The organism is Lentzea chajnantorensis, from assembly GCF_054300775.1.
In genome coordinates this window covers 4,565,902-4,587,660 of the sequence record NZ_JBSDZT010000002.1, presented here as the reverse complement: position 1 = coordinate 4,587,660, position 21,759 = coordinate 4,565,902, and the positions used below count along the sequence as shown (strand labels likewise).

Below are 21,759 nucleotides of genomic sequence, written 5' to 3'. Positions count from 1 at the left end.
TCCAGTCAGATACCGAACTCGCGCAGTGTGCGGGTGACGATCTGCGCGTAGAGCGCCGCGCCTTCGATCGTGGGGTGGAGCCCCTGCGCGGACACGATTCCCTTGCCCGGCCAGTACTCGAACTCCGGGTTGTCACCGGGTGTGAGGTCGGTGACGACGCCGTGGATGTTCTCCGGCGCGCCGCACAGCCCCTTGCCCATGAAGTCCTGCTGGGGATTGCTGAATCTCACGTTGACACCTCGGCTCGCCGAGTTGCGCACCGCGGCCTCCAACTGCTCGTTCAGCTTTCGGCCCATGTCGTTGAGCCAGAGCGACTCCTCGTTGCCGATACCGACGATGCATACGTCGGTCTTGGAGAACAGCAACGGATAGCCGGTAAGCACGACCTTCGCGTGGGGCGCCTTCAGCTTGATCTGTTCCAGCACGGTCTCGACCGACCGGCGCATGGGGTCCGCCATCACCTTGGGCTGGAAGGCGCCCAGCGGCTCCGGATCACCGCTCATCGTGGTGTGCTGGCAGTCCTGCGCGCCCGAGCCGTACATGCAGTGCTTGAGCACGTCCGCGAACCGCGCGTCGTTGCCGCCGACGGACAGCGTCACCAGCGTGGTGTCCTCGTCCACCCAGCCGGAGTCCAGCTGCGCGACCTCGTGGTAGGACGTCTCACCCCGCTTGTTCCAGGCATCGGTGGGACCCTCGGCGGACAACAGGTTCTTGGTGCGCGCGCCGGAGCACGCGACCATGCGGTGGTCCACCGCCGGATCCAGGTTGTCGGCCCGCACGCCGACCGGTGTTGCGGAGTCGGCGAGCGTCATCGTGCGCGACCACGACTTCGTGGAACGGTGGCAGGCCGCTCGCCACTCGCCGCCCTTGCCGTCGAGGTCGGTCTCCCGGTAGTAGTCCACGCCGTGTGGTGCCGAGGCACCCTCGCCGGAGGCGTAGGAGTCACCGAGTGAGGCGATGATCTGCTTGGGCTTGCCGGGCAACGGCACCACCGCGATCGCGTCCCAGGCCACGTCCTCCACGCCGGCCCCGTCCGAGGTCTGGTTGCTCAGCCGCACCTTCGGCGTGCCCGCGAACGGGAACGAACCCAGCGACACCCATTTGTGCGCGAGCAACCGCGTCGGCACCGTGCGGAACCGCGTTCCGCCGTTGCCGAGGTCGATCTCGTACCGCGCCTGCCGGGTGTGCGCCGCGTGGTCCGGGATGTGCACGAGCACCCGTGCCCAGCCGTTGATGGCCCGGTCGAGCGTCCACGTGCCGGTGACGTTCAGCCGGGTGGCCAGCGCCGTTTTGGTCTTGTTGGTGTGCGAGAACCAGAAGTGCGCGCCGAACCCGCCGCCGAGCTGGTGCAGGTCGATCCGCGCGGAGTCAGAGCCGAAGCCGAGGTCGAACGATCCCGCGTTCGCCGGACGCGCGCATGATCCGCGCACCGCGGGTACGTCGCCACCGACGTCGTCGATGACCAGCGCCCCGGCGGGCAGCCCGGCGGTTGCGCAGTTCGGCGGGAAGCTGGCTCCGTTGTCCGGCTCCGCGGCGTACTGCGGGTAGTCGTAGCGGATGAACTCGTTACCGCAGTCGCGCGCGCAGTTCTCCTTCCAGGTCACCGAATCGTGCCACCAGCATTTCAGGTCGTAGTACGGGCCGTTCTTGTGCGCGCACGGCCCGGCGGGCTCACCGACGACGTTGCCGCTACCGGTACCGGGATCGCCTGGGTAGTCCGGCACGTGTGAGTTGTTGCCGAACCAGCATTCGTTGGCGGTGACGGTGCAGAACGTGTTCGTCTTCGGCCGCGCCGCGGTACGGGCCTCGTCGGAGTTCCACCACGCGGGCCGGAAGAACGGCACCTCGACACCGGGCGCTTCGAATCCGGACGGCGGGAACGACGCGAACCCGAGCACCTTCTCCGGGTACGGCCAGCGCTGCGGCGTGGCGAAGTCGGTCGGGTACTTGCCGAAGTTCTCCCGCCACGGGTTGTACTTCGGGTTCGCCGGGTTGTTCTGCCAGCCGAGCCCGTGGGCGCCTGCCGAGCCCGGTTCACCGGGCTGGTGGTAGCCGGAGTTGTACGCCCACGTCGCGAGGAACCAGTTCTCGATCCGGGCCGGGTCGTTGTTGTTGACCTTGATGCCCGCGTCCTGCAGCTCGTTCCACTTCTTCTGCAGCACCTGCAGGCCGGCGGCCAGGTTTGCCGCGTAGTCGGTCGCGATCGCCTTCTGCTGGTGCCACGGCAACGACGTCTCGCCGGGCTTCTCGTGGCCCGCGAGGCGCATGCCGTCAGTCATCTGGGAGACGCCGTAGCCGCAGTCCGCCTTGTTCCACCGGATGTCCCAGTCGTCCGAGGTGTCCGGCTGGCCGTTGGGCAGCTTGTTGTAGATGTCGGTGCCGTAGTAGTTGCCGACCAACGGGTTCCCGGTTTCACCGGGGTAGGCGAGCCTCGTCGCCTGCCACAGGTTGGACTCCTGGCCGAGGACGCCGAGCAGGACCTGCGCGGGCACCTGGCCGTTGGTGGTGTTCTTCAACGGGATCGACGGGAACATGCCCTGCGGCGTGTAGGCGCCGAGGCCGTTGCTTCGCCAGTTCGCCGGTCGCTGCACCGTCAGGTGTCCCTTGACCGCCATGTTCGCCGCCCACTCCACCTGCTTGGGTTTCGGCTGGTACACCTGGGTGTTCGGGTCGTTACGCGGCACCGCGCAGTACCGGCCGGCGTCGTCGGGACTGTCCTGGGCCGACATCTCACCGGTGGTGGCGGAGGCGGCACCTTCCGGGCTCGCCGGGATGACGTCGAACGTCAGCGCCTTACCGGTTTTGATGCTCTTGCCCTCGATCCGCACGGGCTGCGCCTCGGCCGGGTCAACCGCCCGCAGCCGGGGATCCGCCTTGCCGGCCGGTGCCACCGCGGTCACCGCGGCCTCGCCCGTGGTGGACGGCTGGGCGTGCAACGGCACGTCCGGTTTCACCACTGACGGCGGCAGCGTCTTCGTCTCCACCGCCGTGCCGGTGATGACGACCTTGCGATCCGCGCTGGCCGCGACACCGAGCTCGCCGGGTTTGCCCCTGGCGAGCATCGCGACGGCGGGTTTGGTCCCCGGCTTGCCGACCGCCGCGGCCCGGCGCACCCGCACCTCGTTCGCGGTCCGGTCCATGAACACCAGGCCGCCCGCGCGGTCGGTCATGAGCCCGAACGGCACGCCGGCGCTGTCCGCGAGCACTGTTCGCACGCCGTCGCGCGCAACCCGGACGACGGCGTCGCGGTCGGCGCCGACGATCCCCTCGCTCGTCGGCACCGCCGAGGTGAGCTGGCCGGGCACCTCGATGCGCTTGGTCAGAGCGCCGGTCGCGGCGTCGAGGGTGATCAACCCTGTTTTGCCCAGGTCGTCATCGCCTCCCTGGGTCAGCACGGCGGACTCGCCGTGTCCGCAGCCGGGGTTGAAGTAGGCGAGCGAGGTCCGCACAGCGAGGTGCCGCGTCTGGCCCGTGGTGAGGTCGACGACCGAGGTGAAGCCACCTCGGTCGAAGAGGTCTCCCTTGTTGGTGAATGACCGCGGCGCGTACACCACGACGAGGTTGCGCCCGGAGACGGTCACGCACGCGTTGCCGATCCACTGGTCGGCTTCGACGCCTGGCCTGGTCAGCGTGGCGGCGGTGCGCCACGTGTACCCGGTGCTGGCCTCGGCAACGAGGACGTGAAACCCTGTCGCGTCGCCGGTGGTCGTCCATAGGCGGTCACGCGACCCCTGCCACCCCTGGCCGAGCAGTTCGTCAGGTGAGCTCGGTGCCGGCGCGGCCGGGCTTCGGACTCCCGCGGCCGCCAGCGGTGGAAGCAGTGTCGCGAGCAGCAAGGCGAGCACGACCTGAACGGCCGCCCGCAGCATCGGTCTTTTCATCGTTTCCCCCGGTAGTCCCTGATCGGCCAGTCCGAGATCTTGGACGGGGTGCCCAGCAGCCGACTGGTACCGCGCCGCTGGACCACCCGTACTGATCGATTGCCGAGACGCCGTCGCCGGTTTACTTCCGAGGCACCTCGCGGTCCCGCGTCGGCGACGGCGGGTCGTTCGCGAAAGGCCACCAGCCAACGGCGCGCGCCAACGACACATCTTCTTTCGGTGTGCATCTCATCCCCAGGCCCACTGGGTGTCCCCCTCAGACGCCCATAGCTGCCAGGGAAGACAGTGCCCATCAGACCTTGCACGGACCTGGCACAAGTCTGTAGACACGTCGGCAGGGGAGGCACAACATCGTGAGAGCACGATTTCAGCTGCTCGGGGAAGTAGGCGTGACAGTGGCCGGTCAGCCGGTCCTGCTCAGGCACGCACGGGTGCGCACCGTGCTCGCCGTACTGCTGCTCGACGTGAACCGGGTGGTGTCGGCCGACACGCTCGCCGAGCGGATATGGGGCGAGGAGCTGCCGCGCAGGCCCAAGGACGCGATGTACAGCTACCTCTCTCGACTACGGGCGGCGCTCGCCGGCGCGGAGAACGCCCGCATCGCTCGGCGCTCGGGCGGGTACGTGCTGGAGGCCGACCAGGACAGCGTCGATCTGCACCGCTTTCGCGACCTCGTCGCGCGGTCCACCACGCTCACGGACGACAACAAGCGTGGCGAGGTACTGGGTGAGGCCCTCGGGTTGTGGACAAATGACGCGCTGGTGGGCGTGGAATCACCGTGGGTGGACGAGGTGCGCGAGACGCTGACAGACGAGCGCCTGGCCGCGCGGCTGGACGAACACGACGTCCGGTTTCGGCTCGACCGGCACGCCGAGCTAGTGGTCCCGTTGACCGTGCTCGCCGCCGAACGCCCGTTCGACGAACGCGTCGCGCACCAGCTGATCGACGCACTGGCGCGCAGCGGGCAGCAGGCTCAGGCGCTCACGCGCTACGAGACGGTGCGGCGGCATCTGGCCGACGAGCTCGGCATCGACCCCAGCAGTCAGCTGCGGAAGCTGCACCAGCGGTTGCTCTCCCCCGGCGAGCTGCCCACGCGGGCCGTCCCGCGGCAGCTTCCATTGGCGCCAAGGCACTTCGTCGGCCGGGCGCGCGAACTGGACGCGTTGACCGATGCGGGCGAGCACACCGTCTTGATCTCAGCGATCCGCGGCGCGGGCGGCATCGGCAAGACGTGGCTCGCGCTGCACTGGGCGCACCGACACGCGGAGTCCTATCCGGACGGTCAGCTTTACGTCAACCTGCGCGGCTTCGACCCCACGACCGAGCCGGTCGATCCGGCGATGGTACTGCGCCGTTTCCTCACGTCACTGGGCATGCCGCCGGACAGCCTGCCCGGCGACGTGGACGCGCTCGCCGGCCTCTACCGCACCGCGGTCGCAGGCAGGAAGATGCTGGTGGTGCTGGACAATGCGGCGAACACCGAGCAGGTCGTGCCGCTGGTGCCGGGCGCTGAGACGTGCCGCACGCTGATCACCAGCCGACACCCGCTGACCGGCTTGATCGCGGCACACAGCGCGGTGTCGATGCCACTGGACGTGCTGCCAGACGACGAGGCCCGCGACCTGTTGACCGCACGGCTGGGCGCTCACGAACCCGAATCGATAACGGACATCGTGCGGCACTGCGGCGGCCTCCCGCTGGCGCTCGGCATCGTCGCCGCCCGCGCTGCAGTCCGCACGAACCTCAGCCTCGCGTCGATCGCCACCGAGTTGCGCGAAACTCGCCTCGACGCGCTCGACGCCGGTGACCTGAGCCTGCGGACCACGCTGTCCTGGTCCTACCGGGCACTCAGCGGACCCGCCGCCACCCTGTTCGGCCTGTTGGGGACAGCGCCCTCGATGGACCTGGGTGTCGCCGCAATCGACGCGCTGCTGGCGGAGAAGGCCGCTCTGGCACTCGCCGAGCTCGAGGCGGCGCACCTCGTCACCCGCACCGGCCCGGACCGCTACCGCATGCACGACCTCGTCCACCTTTACGCGAGCGAGCAACCCATGCCCGGCCGGGACGCCGCGCTGCAGCGGCTAATCAACTTCTACCTGCACAGCGCGATCGCCGCCGACCGGTGGCTCTACCCGCACCGCTCGCCGCTCGCCACGGGACCCGCACCTGCCGGATGCGCATCGCACGACGGCATCACGGCGGCCATGTCCTGGTACGAAGACGAGTACGCATGTCTTCTTGCCATACAGCGCCTTCCGGGGCCGTCGAGCTGGCAGCTGGCCCGTCTGCTCAGTGTGTATCAGTGGCGTACGGGCAAGCACCACGACACCGTCGACGTGTGGCGGGTCGCACTCGCCGAGATCCACAGTCTCGACGACGACACCGCAAAGGTGCTCGCGCACCGGTCGTTCGGCGACGCCTGCGCCAGCGTCACCGACCTCGTCACCGCGGCGGAACATCTGGAGCAGGCAGTGGAGCTGGCAGCCTGGCAAGGCGACCTCACGGAAGAAGCTCACGCGCACAACTCGTTGGCGTGGCTGCAGGATCGGCACGGCCACCACGAACAGGCGCTACTGCACGCCACCTGCGCGCTGGCGCACTACCGCAGACTCGACAAGCCTGAGTGGGAAGCCGACATGCTCAACTGCATCGGCTGGACCCACGCACACCTGGGCAACCACGAACTCGCACAAGCGCACTGCGAGGCCGCACTTGAGCTGTGCCGACGCCACGATCACCTCGACGGCGCCCTGCACACGTTGAAGAGCCTCGGCTTTCTCGCCCACCACACGGGCGCGTACGCGGATGCGGTGCGGTACTGCAAGGAGGCGCTGGCACTGTGCCGCCGACTCAGCCACAACTACATCGAGGCGAGCGTGCTGACCCAGCTCGGCGAGTCCGAGCGGGCCCGGGGTCGTGTCCGTGAGGCGGAACAGGCCTGGCTCCGGGCAGTCGATCTCTACCGGACGCAGCGTCGCACGACCGCCGTGCGCAAGGTGGAGAACCTGCTCGCCGCAGCCTCCACAGAAATCAGCAGAGTGTCCTTAGCTTGAGTGTGCTCACGGGCACGCCGAAGGGTGAGTCTTCGCAGTGGTGTACTAGCTGCCGGGTGACGTCAGCGGACACGCCGAACCACTGGGTCTGCTGCACGGATTGGTGACATCTTGACCTGCCCCACCGGAAGGGTTCCAGTCGTTGTGGCTAACTGGCCGCGATGATGTCGCCGTGGGCACTCACCAGGAGGCCAACGTGCGGTTGCCGCCATGCGCGTTCGACGGCTTGACGTGCATTGCCGCGCGCCGCAAGGTCTTCCGGAACGAGGCGGTGCGACAGGTGCTCTCCGTGCACTTGGCCGAGCAGGAGGCGCGCGAGCTCGAGGACCGGATCACGCACTTCTCGACTGTGGACCAGCGTGAATGACCACCCGACCACTACCCCGGACTCGCGAAGGCGCCACACCATCACGGCGTGACGCTTTCCGAGGTAGCAGGGCGCGGACGTCGTAGTCGGCGCACGGCGGCGGCTTGGTCACGTCGTCGTCGGTGATGTTCTCGATGACGGACAGTGCGTGGTCACGGCTCGGTCGAACGGGAACGTTGAGCTGCATGGTCACCATGCCATTTCCGGGCACTTCTCGGCGTTCTTGAAGGGATGCGTCAACCCGCCGCTTCGCTCACGGGCGTGGGTCGAGCGGGGTGAACACACCGAGGCGGCTCTCGACCGCCTCGGCCGCAGCCAGGCACAGGTCCTCCCGGAACGCGCGCCCGATGAGCTGCACGCCGGACGGCAGCCCGTCGCTGACGCCGGTCGGTACGGCGACGGCGGGAACACCGACGAAGCTGGTCACCGCGCACAGGCGCAGGGCGCGGGCGACCCGTTCGCGTCCCGCTTCGTCGCGCGACTCCAGGCCCGGCTCGACGGGCGGCTCGGTGAACACGGGTCCGAGCAGCAGCGGGTGCTCGTCGAGGAACTCCGCCCAGGAGCGGCGGATGCCGAGCCACGTCCCCATCAGCTTCGTGCAGCTCCGCGGCGTCCACCGGCGGGGTCTTGTCCATGGCCATCTGGATGTAGCGGTCCCCGCCCTTGCCGAGTAGCGTTCGCACCACCGGCCAGGTCGGCGCGAACTCGGTCACGGTCATCCGGCCGTACGCCTCCAGCGCGTCGGCCAGCCGCGGCACGTCCGCCACCTCCTGCACGTCGTACCCGGCGTCGCGCAGGGCATCGGCCGCCGCGGCGATAGCGCGAACGACGTCCGGGTGGACGCCCTGTCCTCCGGGATCGGTGACGACGGCGACCTTGACCGGTCCGCACAGCGGCTCGCCGTACAGGGGAACCGGCACGGCACGGGGGTCGCGCGGGTCGGTCCCGGCCAGTGCCTCGTAGGCCAGCCGCAGGTCGGCGACCGTGCGCGCCAGCGGACCGTCGGTGACGAACAGCTGCGAGGCCGGTCCCGGGTCGTCCGCGCCGAGGATGCGGTGGTCGGAGGGGAACCGTCCGGTGGTCGGCTTCAGCGCTGCCACCCCGCAGAACGCGGCCGGGATGCGGACCGAACCGCCGGAGTCGTTGCCGAGACCGAGCGCCGCCATGCCCGTGGCGACGGCGACCCCGTCTCCGCCGCTGCTGCCACCGGGGGTGCGGCCGGGGTCCCACGGGTTGACGGTGTCGCCGAACAGCTCGCTGCGGGTGTGCATGCCGGCCAGTACCAGGGTTGGCATGTTGCTGTGGCCGATCGGGATCGCGCCGGCCGCGCGGAGCCGGGCGACAGGGGGCGCGTCGGCCGCCGCCACCAGGTCGCGGAACCGCGGCAACCCGAGCGTGGTCGGCACCCCTTCCACGGCGGTGGACTCCTTGACCGTGAACGGCACTCCGGCAAGCGGCCCGAGCGTCTCCCCCGCCGCTCGCTGCCGGTCCGTGAGCTCCGCGGCCTCGCGCGCACGCTCGGCCATCAGCTGCGTAACAGCGTTGACCCGCGGGTTGACCTCGGCGATGCGGTCGAGGTGGCTCTCGACGAGCTCGGCGGCGGAGATTTCGCCGCTCCGGACCGATTCCGCCTGGGATGCGGCCGTCTTCGCCCACAAGGCGTCCTGCCTGATCATCACGTTCTCCATCCGATAAGATCGATACGACCGTATCGGAAAAGAGGAGAGCATGCCCAAGCAGGTGGACTACGACAGCCGGCGCCGCCAGATCGCCGAAGCCGTCTGCCTCCTCGCCGACGAACACGGGCCCGAGGGGGTGAGCATGCGTGACGTCGCCGCTCGCGCCGAGGTCTCACTCGGTGCCGTTCAGCGCTGTTTCCGCACCAAGGAGGAGATGCTGCTGTTCGCCGTCGAGCACGTCGGCGAGCGCGTGCGAGCACGTCTGACCGCGGACTCCTCCCTGGGGCAGGCGATCGACGAGATCGCGCTGCTGCGCGACGAACAACGGGCTCAGGCGCGGATCTGGTTGGCGTTCGTCGCCCAGGCCGCCATCAAGGAGCCACTCGCTCGTCCCCTCAGGAACAGCTACGCGGCATTGCACGACCTGCTCGTCCGCCTGGCCACCGGCAGCGGCTTGGCCGATCCGCCGGCCGCGGCTCGCGCGCTGCTGGCCATCGCGGACGGCCTCACCACCCACGTGGTCATCGGCCACCTCACCGCACAGGACGCGGCGGAGGTCCTGAACACGCATGTGGCCGGGCTGTGGAAATAGGACCTGCGGTGTGCCGCGGCCGCACCGGGACCGCGGGGATCGTGGACGCGCGAACTGCTCGCCCGCGTGCGGTTCCACCGCTGTATGCCGAAGCCATCCGGCCGCTCGCCGTCGACACCGACCTGTGGACGACGCGACCTGGATCGTGGACTCCACCCGGTCAAATGCGGCCGCTCCTGCGAGACCACCAGACCTTCCGAACCGGCCAGCTGGGCCGGCCACTGCTCGTCGCATCCACGGTTCTCCTGGGGCCTGCGTCTGCGCCTGGCCTGCACCCCGGCCGGCCCGCCGATCATCTGGCCTGTCCTGCGGACCTTCACCTGAGGTGGAGGACGATGCAGGCGAGGATGATCTCGGCGCGGTGGTAGGCGGCTCGTTTGGCGAACCTGGTGGCCAGGCCGCGGAACTGCTTGAGCCGGTTGAAGCAGCGCTCGACCACGTTGCGCATCTTGTAGAGATCGGGGTCGAAGGCCGGTGGCCTGCCACCGGCCGAGCCCTTGGCCTTGCGGTAAGCGATCTGGTCGACGCGTTCCGGGATAGTGGCCTTGATCCGCCGTTGCCGTAACGCGGTTCGGGTGCTCGGGTGCGCGTAGGCCTTGTCGGCGATCACTCGACCGACCCGCACCCGCTGCCCGTCGACATCGATGTCGCAGATGTCGTCGAGCAGTGGCAGCAGCTGCGGGTTGTCTCCGGTCTGACCGGGCGTGAGGATCACCGCCAGCGGCAACCCGGCCGAGTCGACTGCCAGGTGGAACTTGGTGGTCAGTCCGCCTCGGGAGTGTCCGAGGCATTCGCCGTCGACGGCGAGGTCGTCGATCCAGTCCGCGCAGCCCCCTTTTTCCGGGCACCCGCCGCGTGCCGGTGCGCCCGGACACTCGTGGAGTCGATGCTGACCACGAACGCGACATGGTCCTCGAGTGTCCCGAGTGAGTCGTCTTTGACGATCACGTGCTCAAGAATCCGGTCCCACGTGCCGTCCGCGGTCCACTTCCGAAGCCGTTCGTGCGCGGTCTTCCACGGCCCGTACCGTTCTGGCAGGTCACGCCACGAGGCGCCGGTGCGTTCCTTCCACAGGATCGCGTTGATCACCTGCCGGTGGCTGCGCCACCGGCCACCGCGCTGCCCGCTCTGCGCGGGCAGCAACGGCGCGATTCTCGCCCAGGCCTTGTCCGTCAGCTCACCACGTCCGACCACACACCATCATCTGCACACGATCATGAGAAAGATCCGCAGGACACGCCCTAGTACTGCAACGGCACTTGTGTGTTCCGCAATGGATCATGTTATGCGTGGTGGTCGATGTCGCTGTGGCGGAGCTGGGCCGGTTGCATGATCGGATCGGTGGCCGGTTCGTCAGGTCGGAGCCGCGCGATCGGGTGCGGGAGTATGTGCTGGGTCTGACCGCGGGGTTGAAGCGCAAGAACGGCTGGACGTTGGACGAGCGGGCCGGTGAAGTCTCGCTGGATGGGATGCAGCGGTTGTTGCGGCGGATGGACTGGGACGTCGATGGTGTCCGTGACGATCTGCGGGACTACGTCGCGCAGAATCTGGGCGCCCCGGACGGAGTGCTGATCGTTGACGACACCGGATTCCTGAAGAAGGGCGATCGCTCGGCGGGGGTGCAGCGGCAGTACTCGGGCACCGCCGGCCGGACGGAGAACTGCCAGGTGGGCGTGTTCCTGGCCTACGCCTCGGCGCGGGGGCACGCGTTGATCGATCGAGAAGCTCTACCTGCCGGAATCCTGGACCGCCGATCCGGACCGGTGCCGGGCGGCCGGCGTCCCCCGGCGAGGTGGAGTTCGCCACCAAGCCGCGGCAGGCGATGGCGATAAGCGAGCGCACGCTCGATGCCGAGGTGCCTTTCGGCTGGGTGACCGCCGACGAGGCCTACGGGCAGGTCAAGTACCTGCGGTTCTGGCTTGAAACAGCGCGACGTGGCGCACGTGCTGGCCACCAAAGTCAACGACGTGTTGTCCACCACCGACTTCCGCCATGCCCGCGCCGACGAACTGATCGCGCAGCTGCCGGTGCAGGCCTGGCGCAGGTTGTCGGTGAGCACCGGGGCACACGGGCCGCGCGAGTACGACTGGGCTCGGGTGCCCATCCGCGTGTTGTGGGAACCGGGCCGCGGGCAGTGGTTACTGGCCCGCCGCAGCATCACCGATCCCGGCGAGATCGCCTACTACGTCTGCTACGGCCCGCGCCGCTGCACGCTGCTGGACCTGGCCTGGATCGCCGGAACCCGCTGGCGCATCGAGGAATGCTTGAAGCAGGCCAAGAGCAAGGTGTTTTGAAAATCTGACACGGCCGAACTGCGCGATGCGCAAAGGGACGGGCAGGCCTTCCTTCGGAGTGGGAACCGCCGCGCTCAACGCGAAGGAGCGGTGTTCGACCCGTACTCGCCTGGTGTGCCCAGCCATCATCGTCTCCAGCTCCAGGCGGAACCGGCAGTAACAGCTGTGAGTACCGACCGCGATATGGAACTTCACGGCGCCACCCGCGTCGAGCTCGTGATTGTCGCCCGCGAAGAGGACTGCCCTCCGTATCACCGGTCAGGCTGCAGATCGGCATCTGGGTGATCTTCGGGGCGCTGTCCGGGTGACGTGAGCAGCTCTGCCCCTGCGGCAGGCCTGTGTGCGGAATCTTGCCCGTCGGAGACTCCGAACAACCGGAGGATCCATGAGGGGAGTGCTCACATGAGCAAGGGAAGATGGTTCGCGGCTGTGGCGCTTGCAGTGAGCGCGGTGGGAGTGGTGGGCTCGCACGCCTCGGCCAGCCCGGCCGACCAGGCGGCGCCCGCCGCGTCGACGATCCAGGTCGAGCGGTTCACCAGTTCGACACCGGTCATGGTGTCGGACCTGGCCCGCCTTGGGCACGTGGGCACCACTGCGACCCTGTACTGCGCGGTCCGGGACAACACCTTCGGGTGTCAGCAGGGCACACCGGGCGACGGGCTGGTGGTGGCTCGCCTGTACTACGGCACGGGCGCCAGTGGCTCGCAGGTCGTGGTCTTCAACCCGGCCTACCAGGTCGGCTGCACCAGCGGTATCACCAACAACGAGGGCGGGGCCAACCTCGGCGCCTCGGCCAACCAGATCAGCTCGGTGCAGACCTACAACTCCTGCGACGTCAAGCTCTTCGACGGCAACGACCTCACCGGCGACTCCAGCGCCTGGCTCGACAACGGCGATGTCGGAGCGTTGAACAACCGCGCCAACTCGTTCAGGATCTCCTGATCGAGCACCTGGGTGGGGCACTCCCCCACCCAGGCGGCGTGAGTTGCGCCAAGCCAAACCCTGCCGAATCCACGCATCGGCTACGTCGTCGCCGTGGCCTGCAACCTGACCATTCCCGCGGTCGGCGGAACGTCCCGCGCCGACGTCTTGGCGGCGCAAGCACCAGATGACGTCTGGAAACGCCGCAATTGCGACGACGGAGCCAGGGGGCCACGATTGTTCGACTGGGCGGTGGCCTCGCTGCCCATCTACGAGCATTCCATCCCGCCGGGGTGGCGCCGCTGGCTACTGGCCCGCCGCTCACTCACGCGCAACACCAAGGGCGAGCACGAACTGGCCTACTACTTATGTTGCGCGCCAGACGAAACCACAGATGACGATCTCATCGGTGTGGCCGGCGCCCGCTGGGCGGGCGAGGACTGCTTCCAGGCTGCCAAGACCGAGGCCGGGCTCGACCACCACCAGGTTCGCCGCTACGACGCCTGGTACCGGCACATCACCCTCGCAATGCTCGCCCGCACCTACCTCGCTGTCACAGCCACGATCGTCCCAAAGCCCCGGCAGCGGCCTCATCCCGCTCACCCGGAGAGGTCAAGCGTCTCCTGGCACACCTGATCACCACCGTCTACGACAGCACCCGCGAGTGGGCCTGGTCCCACTGGCGTAGACGTCACTAGCGCCGCGCGAAAGCCTTTCACCGCCAGCGCAGACAGACCAAGGACCACGAAGTGCGGCTGGAGTACTGGCCTGGTTCGAACCGCGGACCGGAACAAGTTCCGGTTGGAACCTCGACGAACCAACGCTGATGTGGTTACGGTACGGAGTTGGACAATCACGCACTGCTATCTCATTGGGGTGGAATCCTTCATGGGGGAAACCGGCCTGCGCCGGCACTTGACCGTGCCCGCCGGGACCGCACTCGCCGTCGGCGCGGTGCTCGGACCGAGCGTGCTGGTGCTGCCGGCGTTGACCGCACGGACCGCCGGACCGGCCGCGCTCGTCGCGTGGGGGGTCATGTCGTTGTTCGGGCTGGTGTTGGCAGTGGCGCTGGGTCGGGCCGGGGCACGCATCCCGGACGCCGGAGGCATCATCGCCTACGTCTCGCACGCGTTCGGGCCTCGGTCCGCCCGTGTGTGCGGCTGGTGGTTCCTCGCCTCGGTGCCGCTGTCCGTGCCGGTGATCGCGCTGGTCGGCGCGCATTACGTGACGTCGTACTTCGGCCTGCCCGACGCTGCCGCCTCGGTGTTGGCCCTGGTGCTGTTGTTCGTGTCGCTGTGGCTCAACTCGCGAGGGCTGAAGGCGTCCGCGGCGGTGCAAACCGGGGCTGTGGCCGCCGTGGGTGCGGTGATCGCGGCGATCTCCGTCGCCGGACTGCCCGATGTGCGGTCCGGGTTTCTGACGCCGTTTGTGCCGAACGGGTGGATGGCGGTCGGAGCGGCCGCACTGCTGATCTTCTGGTCCTACATCGGGTTCGAGATGGTCGTGCACCTCGCGGAGGACTTCCGCCGCCCCGGACGCGATCTGCCGCTCAGCATGGGGATCGCGTCGGTCGTGCTCTCGGTGCTGTACTGCGCGGCGGCGTTCGTGACCATCGGTACCGGCGCGTACCTGCAGGGCGACGGGCTGGCGCCGATGAGCGTGGCCGCCGCGTCCGCGTTCGGCCGGGCGGCAGGGGTGGCGACAGCGGTGTTCGCGCTGGCGTGCGCGTTCGTGGCCGTGCACACGAACATCGCAGGCCTCTCCCGCCTTCTGTACGCCCAGGCGCGCGTGGGCGAGCTGCCGAAAGCGTTGGCGCGGCTGCACTCCCGGCACCGCACGCCGTGGGTCGCGTTGGCGTGCCTGGGAGTTTTCTTCGCGGTGGTGCTGCTCGCGGACGCACTGCTGCGACCTGATCTCGGGGAACTGCTGGCATGGCCGAGCGCCACGTTCCTCGTGCTGTACCTGGCGGGCACCGCGGCCGCTGTGAAGGTGCTGCCACCCGACGACATCGGTCGTGTCTGCGCCGTGGTCGCGTTTCTGGGGTGCCTGCTGGTGCTGCCGTTCGGCGGGTGGGCGTTGCTGTACCCGCTCGCCGTGGTGCTGCTCGCAACCACACTGAGAAGGGGAATCAGTTGAGTCTGGTCGAGTTCGACGGTGAGCACCTCGACATCGCGGGTGTCCGTGGCGTCGCGGAGCTGGGGCAGGAGTGCGCGGTCGCACCGGCCGCGCTCGCGAAGGCGGCCAAGAGCCGCGCGATGTTCGAGGACATCGCCCGGCAGAACATCCCGATCTACGGCGTGACCACCGGCTACGGCGAAATGATCTACATGCGCGTCGACGTGGCGAAGGAGGTGGAACTGCAGACGAACCTGGTGCGCAGCCACAGCGCGGGCGTCGGCCCGCTGTTCGCCGTCGACGAGGCACGCGCGATCGTGGCGGCGCGGCTGAACGCACTGGCAAAGGGGTATTCGGCGGTGCGGCCGGAAGTGCTGCAGCGCTTGGCGTTGTACCTCAACTCGGACATCACGCCCGCCATTCCGGAGATCGGCTCGCTCGGCGCGAGCGGTGACCTCGCGCCGCTCGCCCACGTGGCGAGCACGGTCATCGGTGAGGGTTACGTGCTGCGCGACGGCAAGCCCGTGCCGACCGGGGAGGTGTTGCGGGCCAAGGGCATCGAGCCGCTGGAGCTGCGCTTCAAGGAGGGTCTGGCACTGATCAACGGCACGTCCGCGATGACCGGCCTCGGCTCGCTGGTCGTGGCGCGGGCACTAGAGCAGGTGCGGCAGGCGGAGATCGTGACCGCGCTGATGATCGAGGCGTTGCGCGGCTCCACCAGCCCGTTTCTGGCCGAGGGTCACGACATCGCCCGCCCGCACCCCGGCCAGATCGCCTCGGCCGCGAACCTGCGGGCGTTGCTCGCGGGCAGCTTGTTGACCGTCGAGCACGCCGACCTGCGGCGCGAGCTGGAGGAGGGGCACGACGGCAAGGACGTGCAGCGCACGGAGATCTATCTGCAGAAGGCGTACACCATGCGCGCCGTCCCGCAGGTGGCCGGCGCGGTGCGGGACACGTTGCACGACGCCGTGCGCAAGCTGGAGATCGAGCTCAACTCGTCGAACGACAACCCGTTGTTCTTCGAGGGCAGGGAGATCTTCCACGGCGCCAACTTCCACGGCCAGCCGATCGCGTTTGCCATGGACTACGTGACGATCGCGTTGACGCAGCTGGGTGTGCTGTCCGAACGGCAGACGAACCGGCTGCTGAACAGGCACCTCAACTACGGCCTGCCGGAGTTCCTCGTCGCCGGCGATCCTGGTCTGAACAGCGGGTTCGCCGGGGCGCAGTACCCGGCCACGGCGCTGGTCGCGGAGAACAGGACGATCGGCCCCGCGTCCACGCAAAGTGTGCCGTCCAACGGGGACAACCAGGACATCGTCAGCATGGGCCTGATCTCGGCACGCAACGCCCGCCGCGTGCTGTCCAACAACACCCGGATTCTCGCCGTGCAGTACCTGGCGGCCGCGCAGGCCGTGGACGTGGCGGGGCGGCGGTCCGGGCTGAGCCCGCAGTCTGCGGCCACGTACTCGAAGGTCCGGTCGTTGGTGCCCACTTTGGCCGAGGACCGGTTCATGGCGGACGACATCGAGGTCGTCGCCGCCGCTGTCGCAGCGGGTGAGTTCGTGTCCGCTGTCGGGGTGGAACTCAACTGATCGGATTCACACGCCGGGGACGATCAGCACGTGATGGTGGTGGACCACGTGCTGGTCGTCGACGTCGAGGCGACCTGTTGAGCAGGAACGCCGCCGCCGGGCGAGTCGACGCAGATCATCGAGATCGGGATGTGCCCGGTCGAGGTGTCGTCTGGTGAACGCGGTTCGCGGCGCAGCCGGTGCTGACGACCTCACCGCGCATCGGCAAACCGCGCAACTCACTGCCTTCGACCTGCAAGGCGATCCCGGGCGGCGGCAGCAGCCCATTCATGAGGGCCACCCCGGAATCACCAGTGCCCGGTCAAGGGCAGTCGGGACTCTGCCGGTACCACTTCCCTTTCCCCGCCGACGACCTGACCGTCCTACTCGGACTGGAAGGGTGGAGTACAACGAGGTCGAGAAGGCCCGGCGAACGTCCCGATCAGTCGGGGAGGCCGACCTGGGTGTTGGACAGGTCGAGACCGATCGCGAAGTCCGCGCTGTAGCCGGTCCCGGTGCTGGTGGGGTTCAGCACCATCTGGGCACCACCCCTCAGGTAAATGGAGTCCCTGTTGTTGGTGGTGTCCGCAGGGCCTTTACGCGCGTACGGCTGGGTCTGGAGGTAGGCCGCGCCGAACGCGGTCGTGAAGTACAGCTGTGACGTGAACTCGTACGGACGGCCGTTGGTGCCGGTCGTCCGGATCTTGATGTGGATGTGGAGCGTCCTGCCGGTGTACCAGCCGGGCAGGATGGTGATGAATTGTGCCTTCCCATCCGTGTTGGTTTTCTGATAGCCGCGCAGGAAACGGCGACCAGAACTCCCCTGCGACGGGATGTCCGAGTAAAGCCCGAGCGCGTCGCACTGCCAGATGTCCACTGTGGCGTCAGGCAGGGGGGTGCACTGTCCCGGGCGGACCGACTGGACGGTGAAGTTGAGCGTCAGCGCCGTTCCTGGCGACGGCCGACCGGTGGCCGGGTCGGTTCGGATGTCGGACCGGTTGAGCATCCTGTCGACGAAATAGGGACCTTCCATCTGCTCCGGCTTGACCACGCAGTTCAGCGCCGGTGCGCAGACCTCGGGGCCGCCGGTTGTCTGGGTGGCGCCGGCCACGGGAGATCCCGCGACCGTGAGCGTCGCGCCTGCGGCGCCGAGCAGGATCAGCGCCTGCCGTCGGCCGAGTACACGGCCTACCGGCTCATCGTCGTCGTGCATGGAGTTTTTCCTTCCGGGCATACCGTTCGCTGTGCGTGGTGGGAACGGAATGCATGTGGTGAGTGGTTGCAGGAAACCGCGCACGATGGAACTGTCCAAGACCGCCAGAATCGCTGTCGAGAGGATTCACCCGTCTGCCGCCATCACGAAATACCGTTCGTGGGACTGATAGCCCGATCATCGGAATCCGCAGTCATTGCACATGGGGCAATTCACGTGGTCCGGGCCGTTCCCGGTTATATCTTCGTCACGCTGTTACCGCCGGACGGCGGCACGGCGACTGTCGCGGCGCCTCGACGTGGTCACGGACACCCAAGGGGTTGCGCACGCAGATCGGCGTCTCCGGATCGGCATTCGGACCCCGACCGCGCACACGCCACCGACCCTGGAGGACGGTGACAGTGCCCTTCCGGTGGGGGTGGATGAGCACGACCCCGCGCACCTCACAATGGGGTAGCAGTCACCGTCAAGCCGGACGGCTGGGGCGACCTCAACGGCTTGATTCCCCGAAGCGATCGCGTCATGCCCTATCGACTGCAGCGTCACGAGCAGCGACTTGCCCTACCGCCTGCTCAGCGACAACCCTCAAGGGGCCGTGCGCGCGATGTCGGACATCGTGCCGGGAACCGCAGGCACGATCATGGCGCACCAGAGCCGATGGACCATCATCTTCACGCAGATGGGCACACTCGGTTACCCCCACCTTGACCTACACAACGGAGAACTCGCCACGCACATCGCTGACACTCAACGCGCCGGCCTTCCGGGTTCCCCCGCAAGCGGGAGCCCACTGACACGGCAAACCGACCGAATCCTGATGGACAAGAACCGCAGCACGTCCTGTCCTTCAAGCCTCCCCCGGCCGGACGGGAAGCAGTGCGACGAGTATCCCTTCGCCTCGACCAACCAGGGCGCGTTCCTCGGCGGCGGCCTCTACAGCGCCAGGATGATCAAAGAAGAAGACAATGAAAAGGGTGGCAGGGAGCTGTCCGCGTTCTATCGTGACCAGCGGATCATCAACTTCGATCCCTTCTACGTCCAGATCGTCTGATCAGGAGGCCTGAATGTGACACGGCAGCCGATCCGCCTGTCCGGCGAGGTACGAGTGTCCTACCACCAGTTCTTCATGCTGGACGAAGGCTTCTACCCCGAGGACGGCGGTCGGCTGTCGTGGCACAGCAACGGACTGGCCACCACAGCGTCAGGACTGCTCGGCATCAACGCCGGCATCCACACCGGGCCCGTCGAACTCGTAGTAGAGCGCCACACGGACCCGCCGGAGCCGGATCTGGACGCCTGGGAAGACGTCGTCGAGGTCTCCCTCGACGCACCCGCAGGCGCACTTCGCGTCAGCGCGCTGATGGACGACATCCCCGGACAACTCCGCACACCCGCGACCGCCGGTCGCTACAGGGCTCGCGTTCACGCCACCGGACGCGACTCCGCCGTCGATGAATCCAGCCTCAACATTCTCGAGCACTACCTCATCCAACTGTGGCCAGACACCGGCGACCGCGCCGCGGAACTCCTCAAAGGGGCAAGCCGATACGGAACACAACGCCGCAAGGCATGTGGAATGGTTCTGCCCGGCCGATCGATGCCGGCGACAATCAACGAGGCGGCACCAAACTGGCAGGATTCTACGGCCAGAACCGCATCCTGGACAACGATGCGTTCTACGTGAACGTCACGTCCGGCTAAAGTGATCGGCACAACCTGATCGAACAGCAGCGACAAGAGGGTGTGCCGTGCCGGGGCTACTGGGTCACCACGAGCTGATCACCGTGCCCGCCCACCGGTTGCTCACCGTGCGCGACCAGGACAACGACGCCGGCACAGGTCTCGACGAGGCCATCACACACGCCCAGGCGACCATCGTGGCGTCGACCGGCTATGAGCTGGTGATCAACTGTGCGCAGGACCTGCTGCCGGTGTCCGCACGCCTCGAGACGTGGTCCGCACCACCTGAGGGAGCCGACGAAGGCGGCTGGTCGAAACCCAGCTGTTCGAACTCGGGTGCCCGAGTGGCCTGCTCGTCCTCAGCTCCCCCACCGGCGACGCACTCGACGCGCAATTGCCGACGGGACCAGGTATCTACGCGCTCGAGGTCACCTATCAGGCACGCGAACAAGCCCTCGCAGCACGGCAGGAGATCCTCGAACACGAGGACATCGCTGTCCACAGGGAAGCCCTCGTCACCGCACAGCCAGGCGGCTTCGAGCGGTACCGGATTCGAATGTGGCTCTCCGCGGCCTTGCCCGACGACGAGTAAAGCACGGCGCAACACCAGCTTCGCTGCTTCGGCACCGAACCGGGAATCGATGAGCCTTACCTGCGCTGACGCCGCACGAAACGGCTCATCACCGCTCCCACCATCAGTGCTGTGCCGGCAACGACCGTGATCGCTGCCTGCTCCAGAGGATCTCGGCGGCGTTGTACGGTGTCGGCGACAGAACATTAGCGGCGGGGACGCGATCGCGGACGGCAGCAGAGACCGACAAGGCCACACTGGCCACAGCCGCAGCCACCATGAGATCGGGCCACCGACGCCGCAGCGCCCACAACGCCATCACGGCCACCCCTGCGAACCCGACGATCACCGACTTGATCGGATCACCTGGGTACGCAGCGGGCCACTGCCCCCATCCGCCGGCAAGAACCCGGGTGGGACCCAGCCACGTGCTCGGCGATTCCCATCGGACGAAGCACGTCGTAGAAGCTGAGCATGTCGATCCACCCAGCTACCCACGCGATCGCTCCCGCGCTGAGAGGAACCAGCGAATCGAAGCCGGCAGCATGCCGTCAGTCGGAACAACCCGGGACCGCGTAACAAGTACCGGAGCGGCAGCTGCCACCAGTACGACAGACACGCACCACAACGCGGCAGCTCGCCAAGAAGGATACGACGTCAGCGAAACGTCGAAACCAGTGTTCGCTGACGGTGTGAAAACAGCCATCCCGAGGCCCCACAACGCCACAACCGACAGGCCGAAGACCAAACCAGGGAAGGCCCGTTTCAGATCCGCTGACACAACGGCACAGTACAACGCCCTTCTGGTCCATCGACCCATCCGCCGACAGGTATCCGACGACTTGCTCGCTCAGTCCTCGCGGTGCCAGTCGGCCCCGCCTGGCTGGTCGTGCCGATCTTCTTCGCCGTCGCGTCGCTCGGGTTCGTCCTCGGTCCGGCCACGGCGCTCGCGCTCGACGCCGTGCCGCAGGCCGCGGGCACCGGGTCGGCGGTGCTGGGCGCGTCGCAGTTCGGGCTCGCCGCTGTCGTGTCACCGCTGGTGAGCGCGAGGGAGGGGCACTCGGCGGTGCCGATGGCGGTCACGATCGCCGTGCTCGCCACCATCGCGGCGGGCTTCTGCGCCTTGCTGGGACGTGCGGCCCGCCGCGCCGACGTGCCCGAGGCGGAGCTCCAGCCCGCGCGGACCTGAGCCGCGCCGGAGAGCGGGCGGGCATCCGTGCCCGCCCGCTCCCGTTGTCATGTCGGCATTGGAACACCGGCCTTCCTCGCCGTGCGCAGTGCACGCGCCCACCACGTCAGCTCGGCGAGCATCGTGTCCGCCGCGGCGTCAGCGATCTCCTCCTCCTTGGGCAGGCCGTCGGCTGTGAAGCACTTCTTGGCGCCGTGGAAGGACACCGTCTCCCGGACCGTCGTCGCGTACAGCTCGGCGAACACCAGCCGCAGGGACTCGACGGCGCGCAGGCCACCGGAAAGACCGCCGTAGCAGACGAACGAGACGGCCTTGCGGTACCACTCCTGGTTGACGCTGTCGATCGCGTGCTTCAGCAGGCCGGGCGCGCTGTGGTTGTACTCGGGGGTCACCACCACGAACGCGTCGGACGCCGCCACGGCGTCGACCCACACCGGGTTGCGCCCCGGCTGCTCCCAGTGCTCGGGGGTGAGCACGTCCTGGAGGTCGAGGTGGGTGACGTGCAGGTCGGGCCGCCGCAGGGCGCGGGAGTGCACCCACGAGCTCACGACCGGGGCGAACCTCCCCTGCCGCAGGCTCCCGTTGACGATGGTGACGCGGATGGGGCTGTCGTCGTCTTCCATGGGCAAC

Annotated in this window: 14 protein-coding genes and 3 pseudogenes; 11 read left to right on the top strand and 6 right to left on the bottom strand. The window is 68.1% G+C overall.

Annotation, left to right across the window (positions count from 1 at the left end):
- Positions 1–5: 5 nt before the first annotated feature.
- On the bottom strand, positions 6–3,881 hold the full coding sequence (locus ACVDFE_RS22990; protein WP_458431798.1) for a golvesin C-terminal-like domain-containing protein: 3,876 nt from the start codon (positions 3,879–3,881) through the stop codon (positions 6–8).
- A gap of 431 nt (positions 3,882–4,312) precedes the next feature.
- On the opposite strand from ACVDFE_RS22990, the gene ACVDFE_RS22985 reads away from it, so the two are divergent.
- Positions 4,313–6,934 (top strand): BTAD domain-containing putative transcriptional regulator, encoded by a 2,622-nt coding sequence (locus tag ACVDFE_RS22985; RefSeq protein WP_458431797.1) that lies wholly within the window; start codon positions 4,313–4,315, stop codon positions 6,932–6,934.
- Between the two features lie 172 nt (positions 6,935–7,106).
- Positions 7,107–7,301, top strand: a complete 195-nt coding sequence (locus ACVDFE_RS22980; protein WP_458431796.1) for a hypothetical protein — start codon at positions 7,107–7,109, stop codon at positions 7,299–7,301.
- Between the two features lie 253 nt (positions 7,302–7,554).
- On the opposite strand, the gene ACVDFE_RS22975 is transcribed toward ACVDFE_RS22980, so the two are convergent.
- Both ACVDFE_RS22975 and ACVDFE_RS22970 read right to left on the bottom strand, forming a co-directional pair.
- A complete protein-coding gene (locus ACVDFE_RS22975) occupies positions 7,555–7,890 on the bottom strand; it encodes an amidase family protein (RefSeq protein ID WP_458434382.1) in 336 nt (111 codons plus the stop codon).
- Between the two features lie 169 nt (positions 7,891–8,059).
- A pseudogene (locus ACVDFE_RS22970) lies at positions 8,060–8,977 on the bottom strand (amidase); the annotation flags it as partial.
- Positions 8,978–9,029: 52 nt separating this feature from the next.
- Here ACVDFE_RS22970 and ACVDFE_RS22965 point away from each other — a divergent pair.
- Complete coding sequence (locus ACVDFE_RS22965; RefSeq protein WP_458431795.1) at positions 9,030–9,572, top strand: TetR/AcrR family transcriptional regulator; 543 nt, start codon at positions 9,030–9,032, stop codon at positions 9,570–9,572.
- Between the two features lie 316 nt (positions 9,573–9,888).
- Here the strand turns inward: ACVDFE_RS22965 and ACVDFE_RS22960 are convergent.
- Positions 9,889–10,766, bottom strand: a pseudogene (locus ACVDFE_RS22960) (IS5 family transposase).
- A gap of 95 nt (positions 10,767–10,861) precedes the next feature.
- Here ACVDFE_RS22960 and ACVDFE_RS22955 point away from each other — a divergent pair.
- The 5 genes and pseudogenes from ACVDFE_RS22955 to cmdF all read left to right on the top strand — a co-directional run.
- Positions 10,862–11,857: pseudogene (locus ACVDFE_RS22955) on the top strand (IS701 family transposase); the annotation flags it as partial.
- Positions 11,858–12,268: 411 nt separating this feature from the next.
- Positions 12,269–12,808, top strand: a complete 540-nt coding sequence (locus ACVDFE_RS22950) for a hypothetical protein (RefSeq protein ID WP_458431794.1) — start codon at positions 12,269–12,271, stop codon at positions 12,806–12,808.
- Positions 12,809–12,901: 93 nt separating this feature from the next.
- Positions 12,902–13,423, top strand: a complete 522-nt coding sequence (locus ACVDFE_RS22945) for a hypothetical protein (protein WP_458431793.1) — start codon at positions 12,902–12,904, stop codon at positions 13,421–13,423.
- Between the two features lie 252 nt (positions 13,424–13,675).
- A complete protein-coding gene (locus tag ACVDFE_RS22940; RefSeq protein ID WP_458431792.1) occupies positions 13,676–14,923 on the top strand; it encodes an APC family permease in 1,248 nt (415 codons plus the stop codon).
- Positions 14,920–16,497, top strand: a complete 1,578-nt coding sequence (gene cmdF / locus ACVDFE_RS22935) for a tyrosine 2,3-aminomutase (RefSeq protein ID WP_458431791.1) — start codon at positions 14,920–14,922, stop codon at positions 16,495–16,497. The genes ACVDFE_RS22940 and cmdF overlap by 4 nt, the downstream gene beginning before the upstream one ends.
- 421 nt (positions 16,498–16,918) lie before the next feature.
- Here cmdF and ACVDFE_RS22930 read toward each other — a convergent pair whose 3' ends face one another.
- On the bottom strand, positions 16,919–17,689 hold the full coding sequence (locus tag ACVDFE_RS22930; RefSeq protein ID WP_458431790.1) for a dioxygenase family protein: 771 nt from the start codon (positions 17,687–17,689) through the stop codon (positions 16,919–16,921).
- A gap of 556 nt (positions 17,690–18,245) precedes the next feature.
- On the opposite strand from ACVDFE_RS22930, the gene ACVDFE_RS22925 reads away from it, so the two are divergent.
- The 3 genes from ACVDFE_RS22925 (at position 18,246) to ACVDFE_RS22915 (ending at position 21,129) form a co-directional block, all read left to right on the top strand.
- Positions 18,246–18,740, top strand: coding sequence for a NucA/NucB deoxyribonuclease domain-containing protein (locus ACVDFE_RS22925; RefSeq protein ID WP_458431789.1), 495 nt, complete (start codon positions 18,246–18,248; stop codon positions 18,738–18,740).
- Positions 18,741–18,755: 15 nt separating this feature from the next.
- Positions 18,756–19,373 (top strand): hypothetical protein, encoded by a 618-nt coding sequence (locus ACVDFE_RS22920; RefSeq protein WP_458431788.1) that lies wholly within the window; start codon positions 18,756–18,758, stop codon positions 19,371–19,373.
- A gap of 1,429 nt (positions 19,374–20,802) precedes the next feature.
- Complete coding sequence (locus tag ACVDFE_RS22915; protein ID WP_458431787.1) at positions 20,803–21,129, top strand: hypothetical protein; 327 nt, start codon at positions 20,803–20,805, stop codon at positions 21,127–21,129.
- Positions 21,130–21,176: 47 nt separating this feature from the next.
- Here ACVDFE_RS22915 and ACVDFE_RS22910 read toward each other — a convergent pair whose 3' ends face one another.
- Positions 21,177–21,752, bottom strand: a complete 576-nt coding sequence (locus ACVDFE_RS22910; RefSeq protein ID WP_458431786.1) for an NADPH-dependent FMN reductase — start codon at positions 21,750–21,752, stop codon at positions 21,177–21,179.
- Positions 21,753–21,759 lie beyond the last annotated feature (7 nt).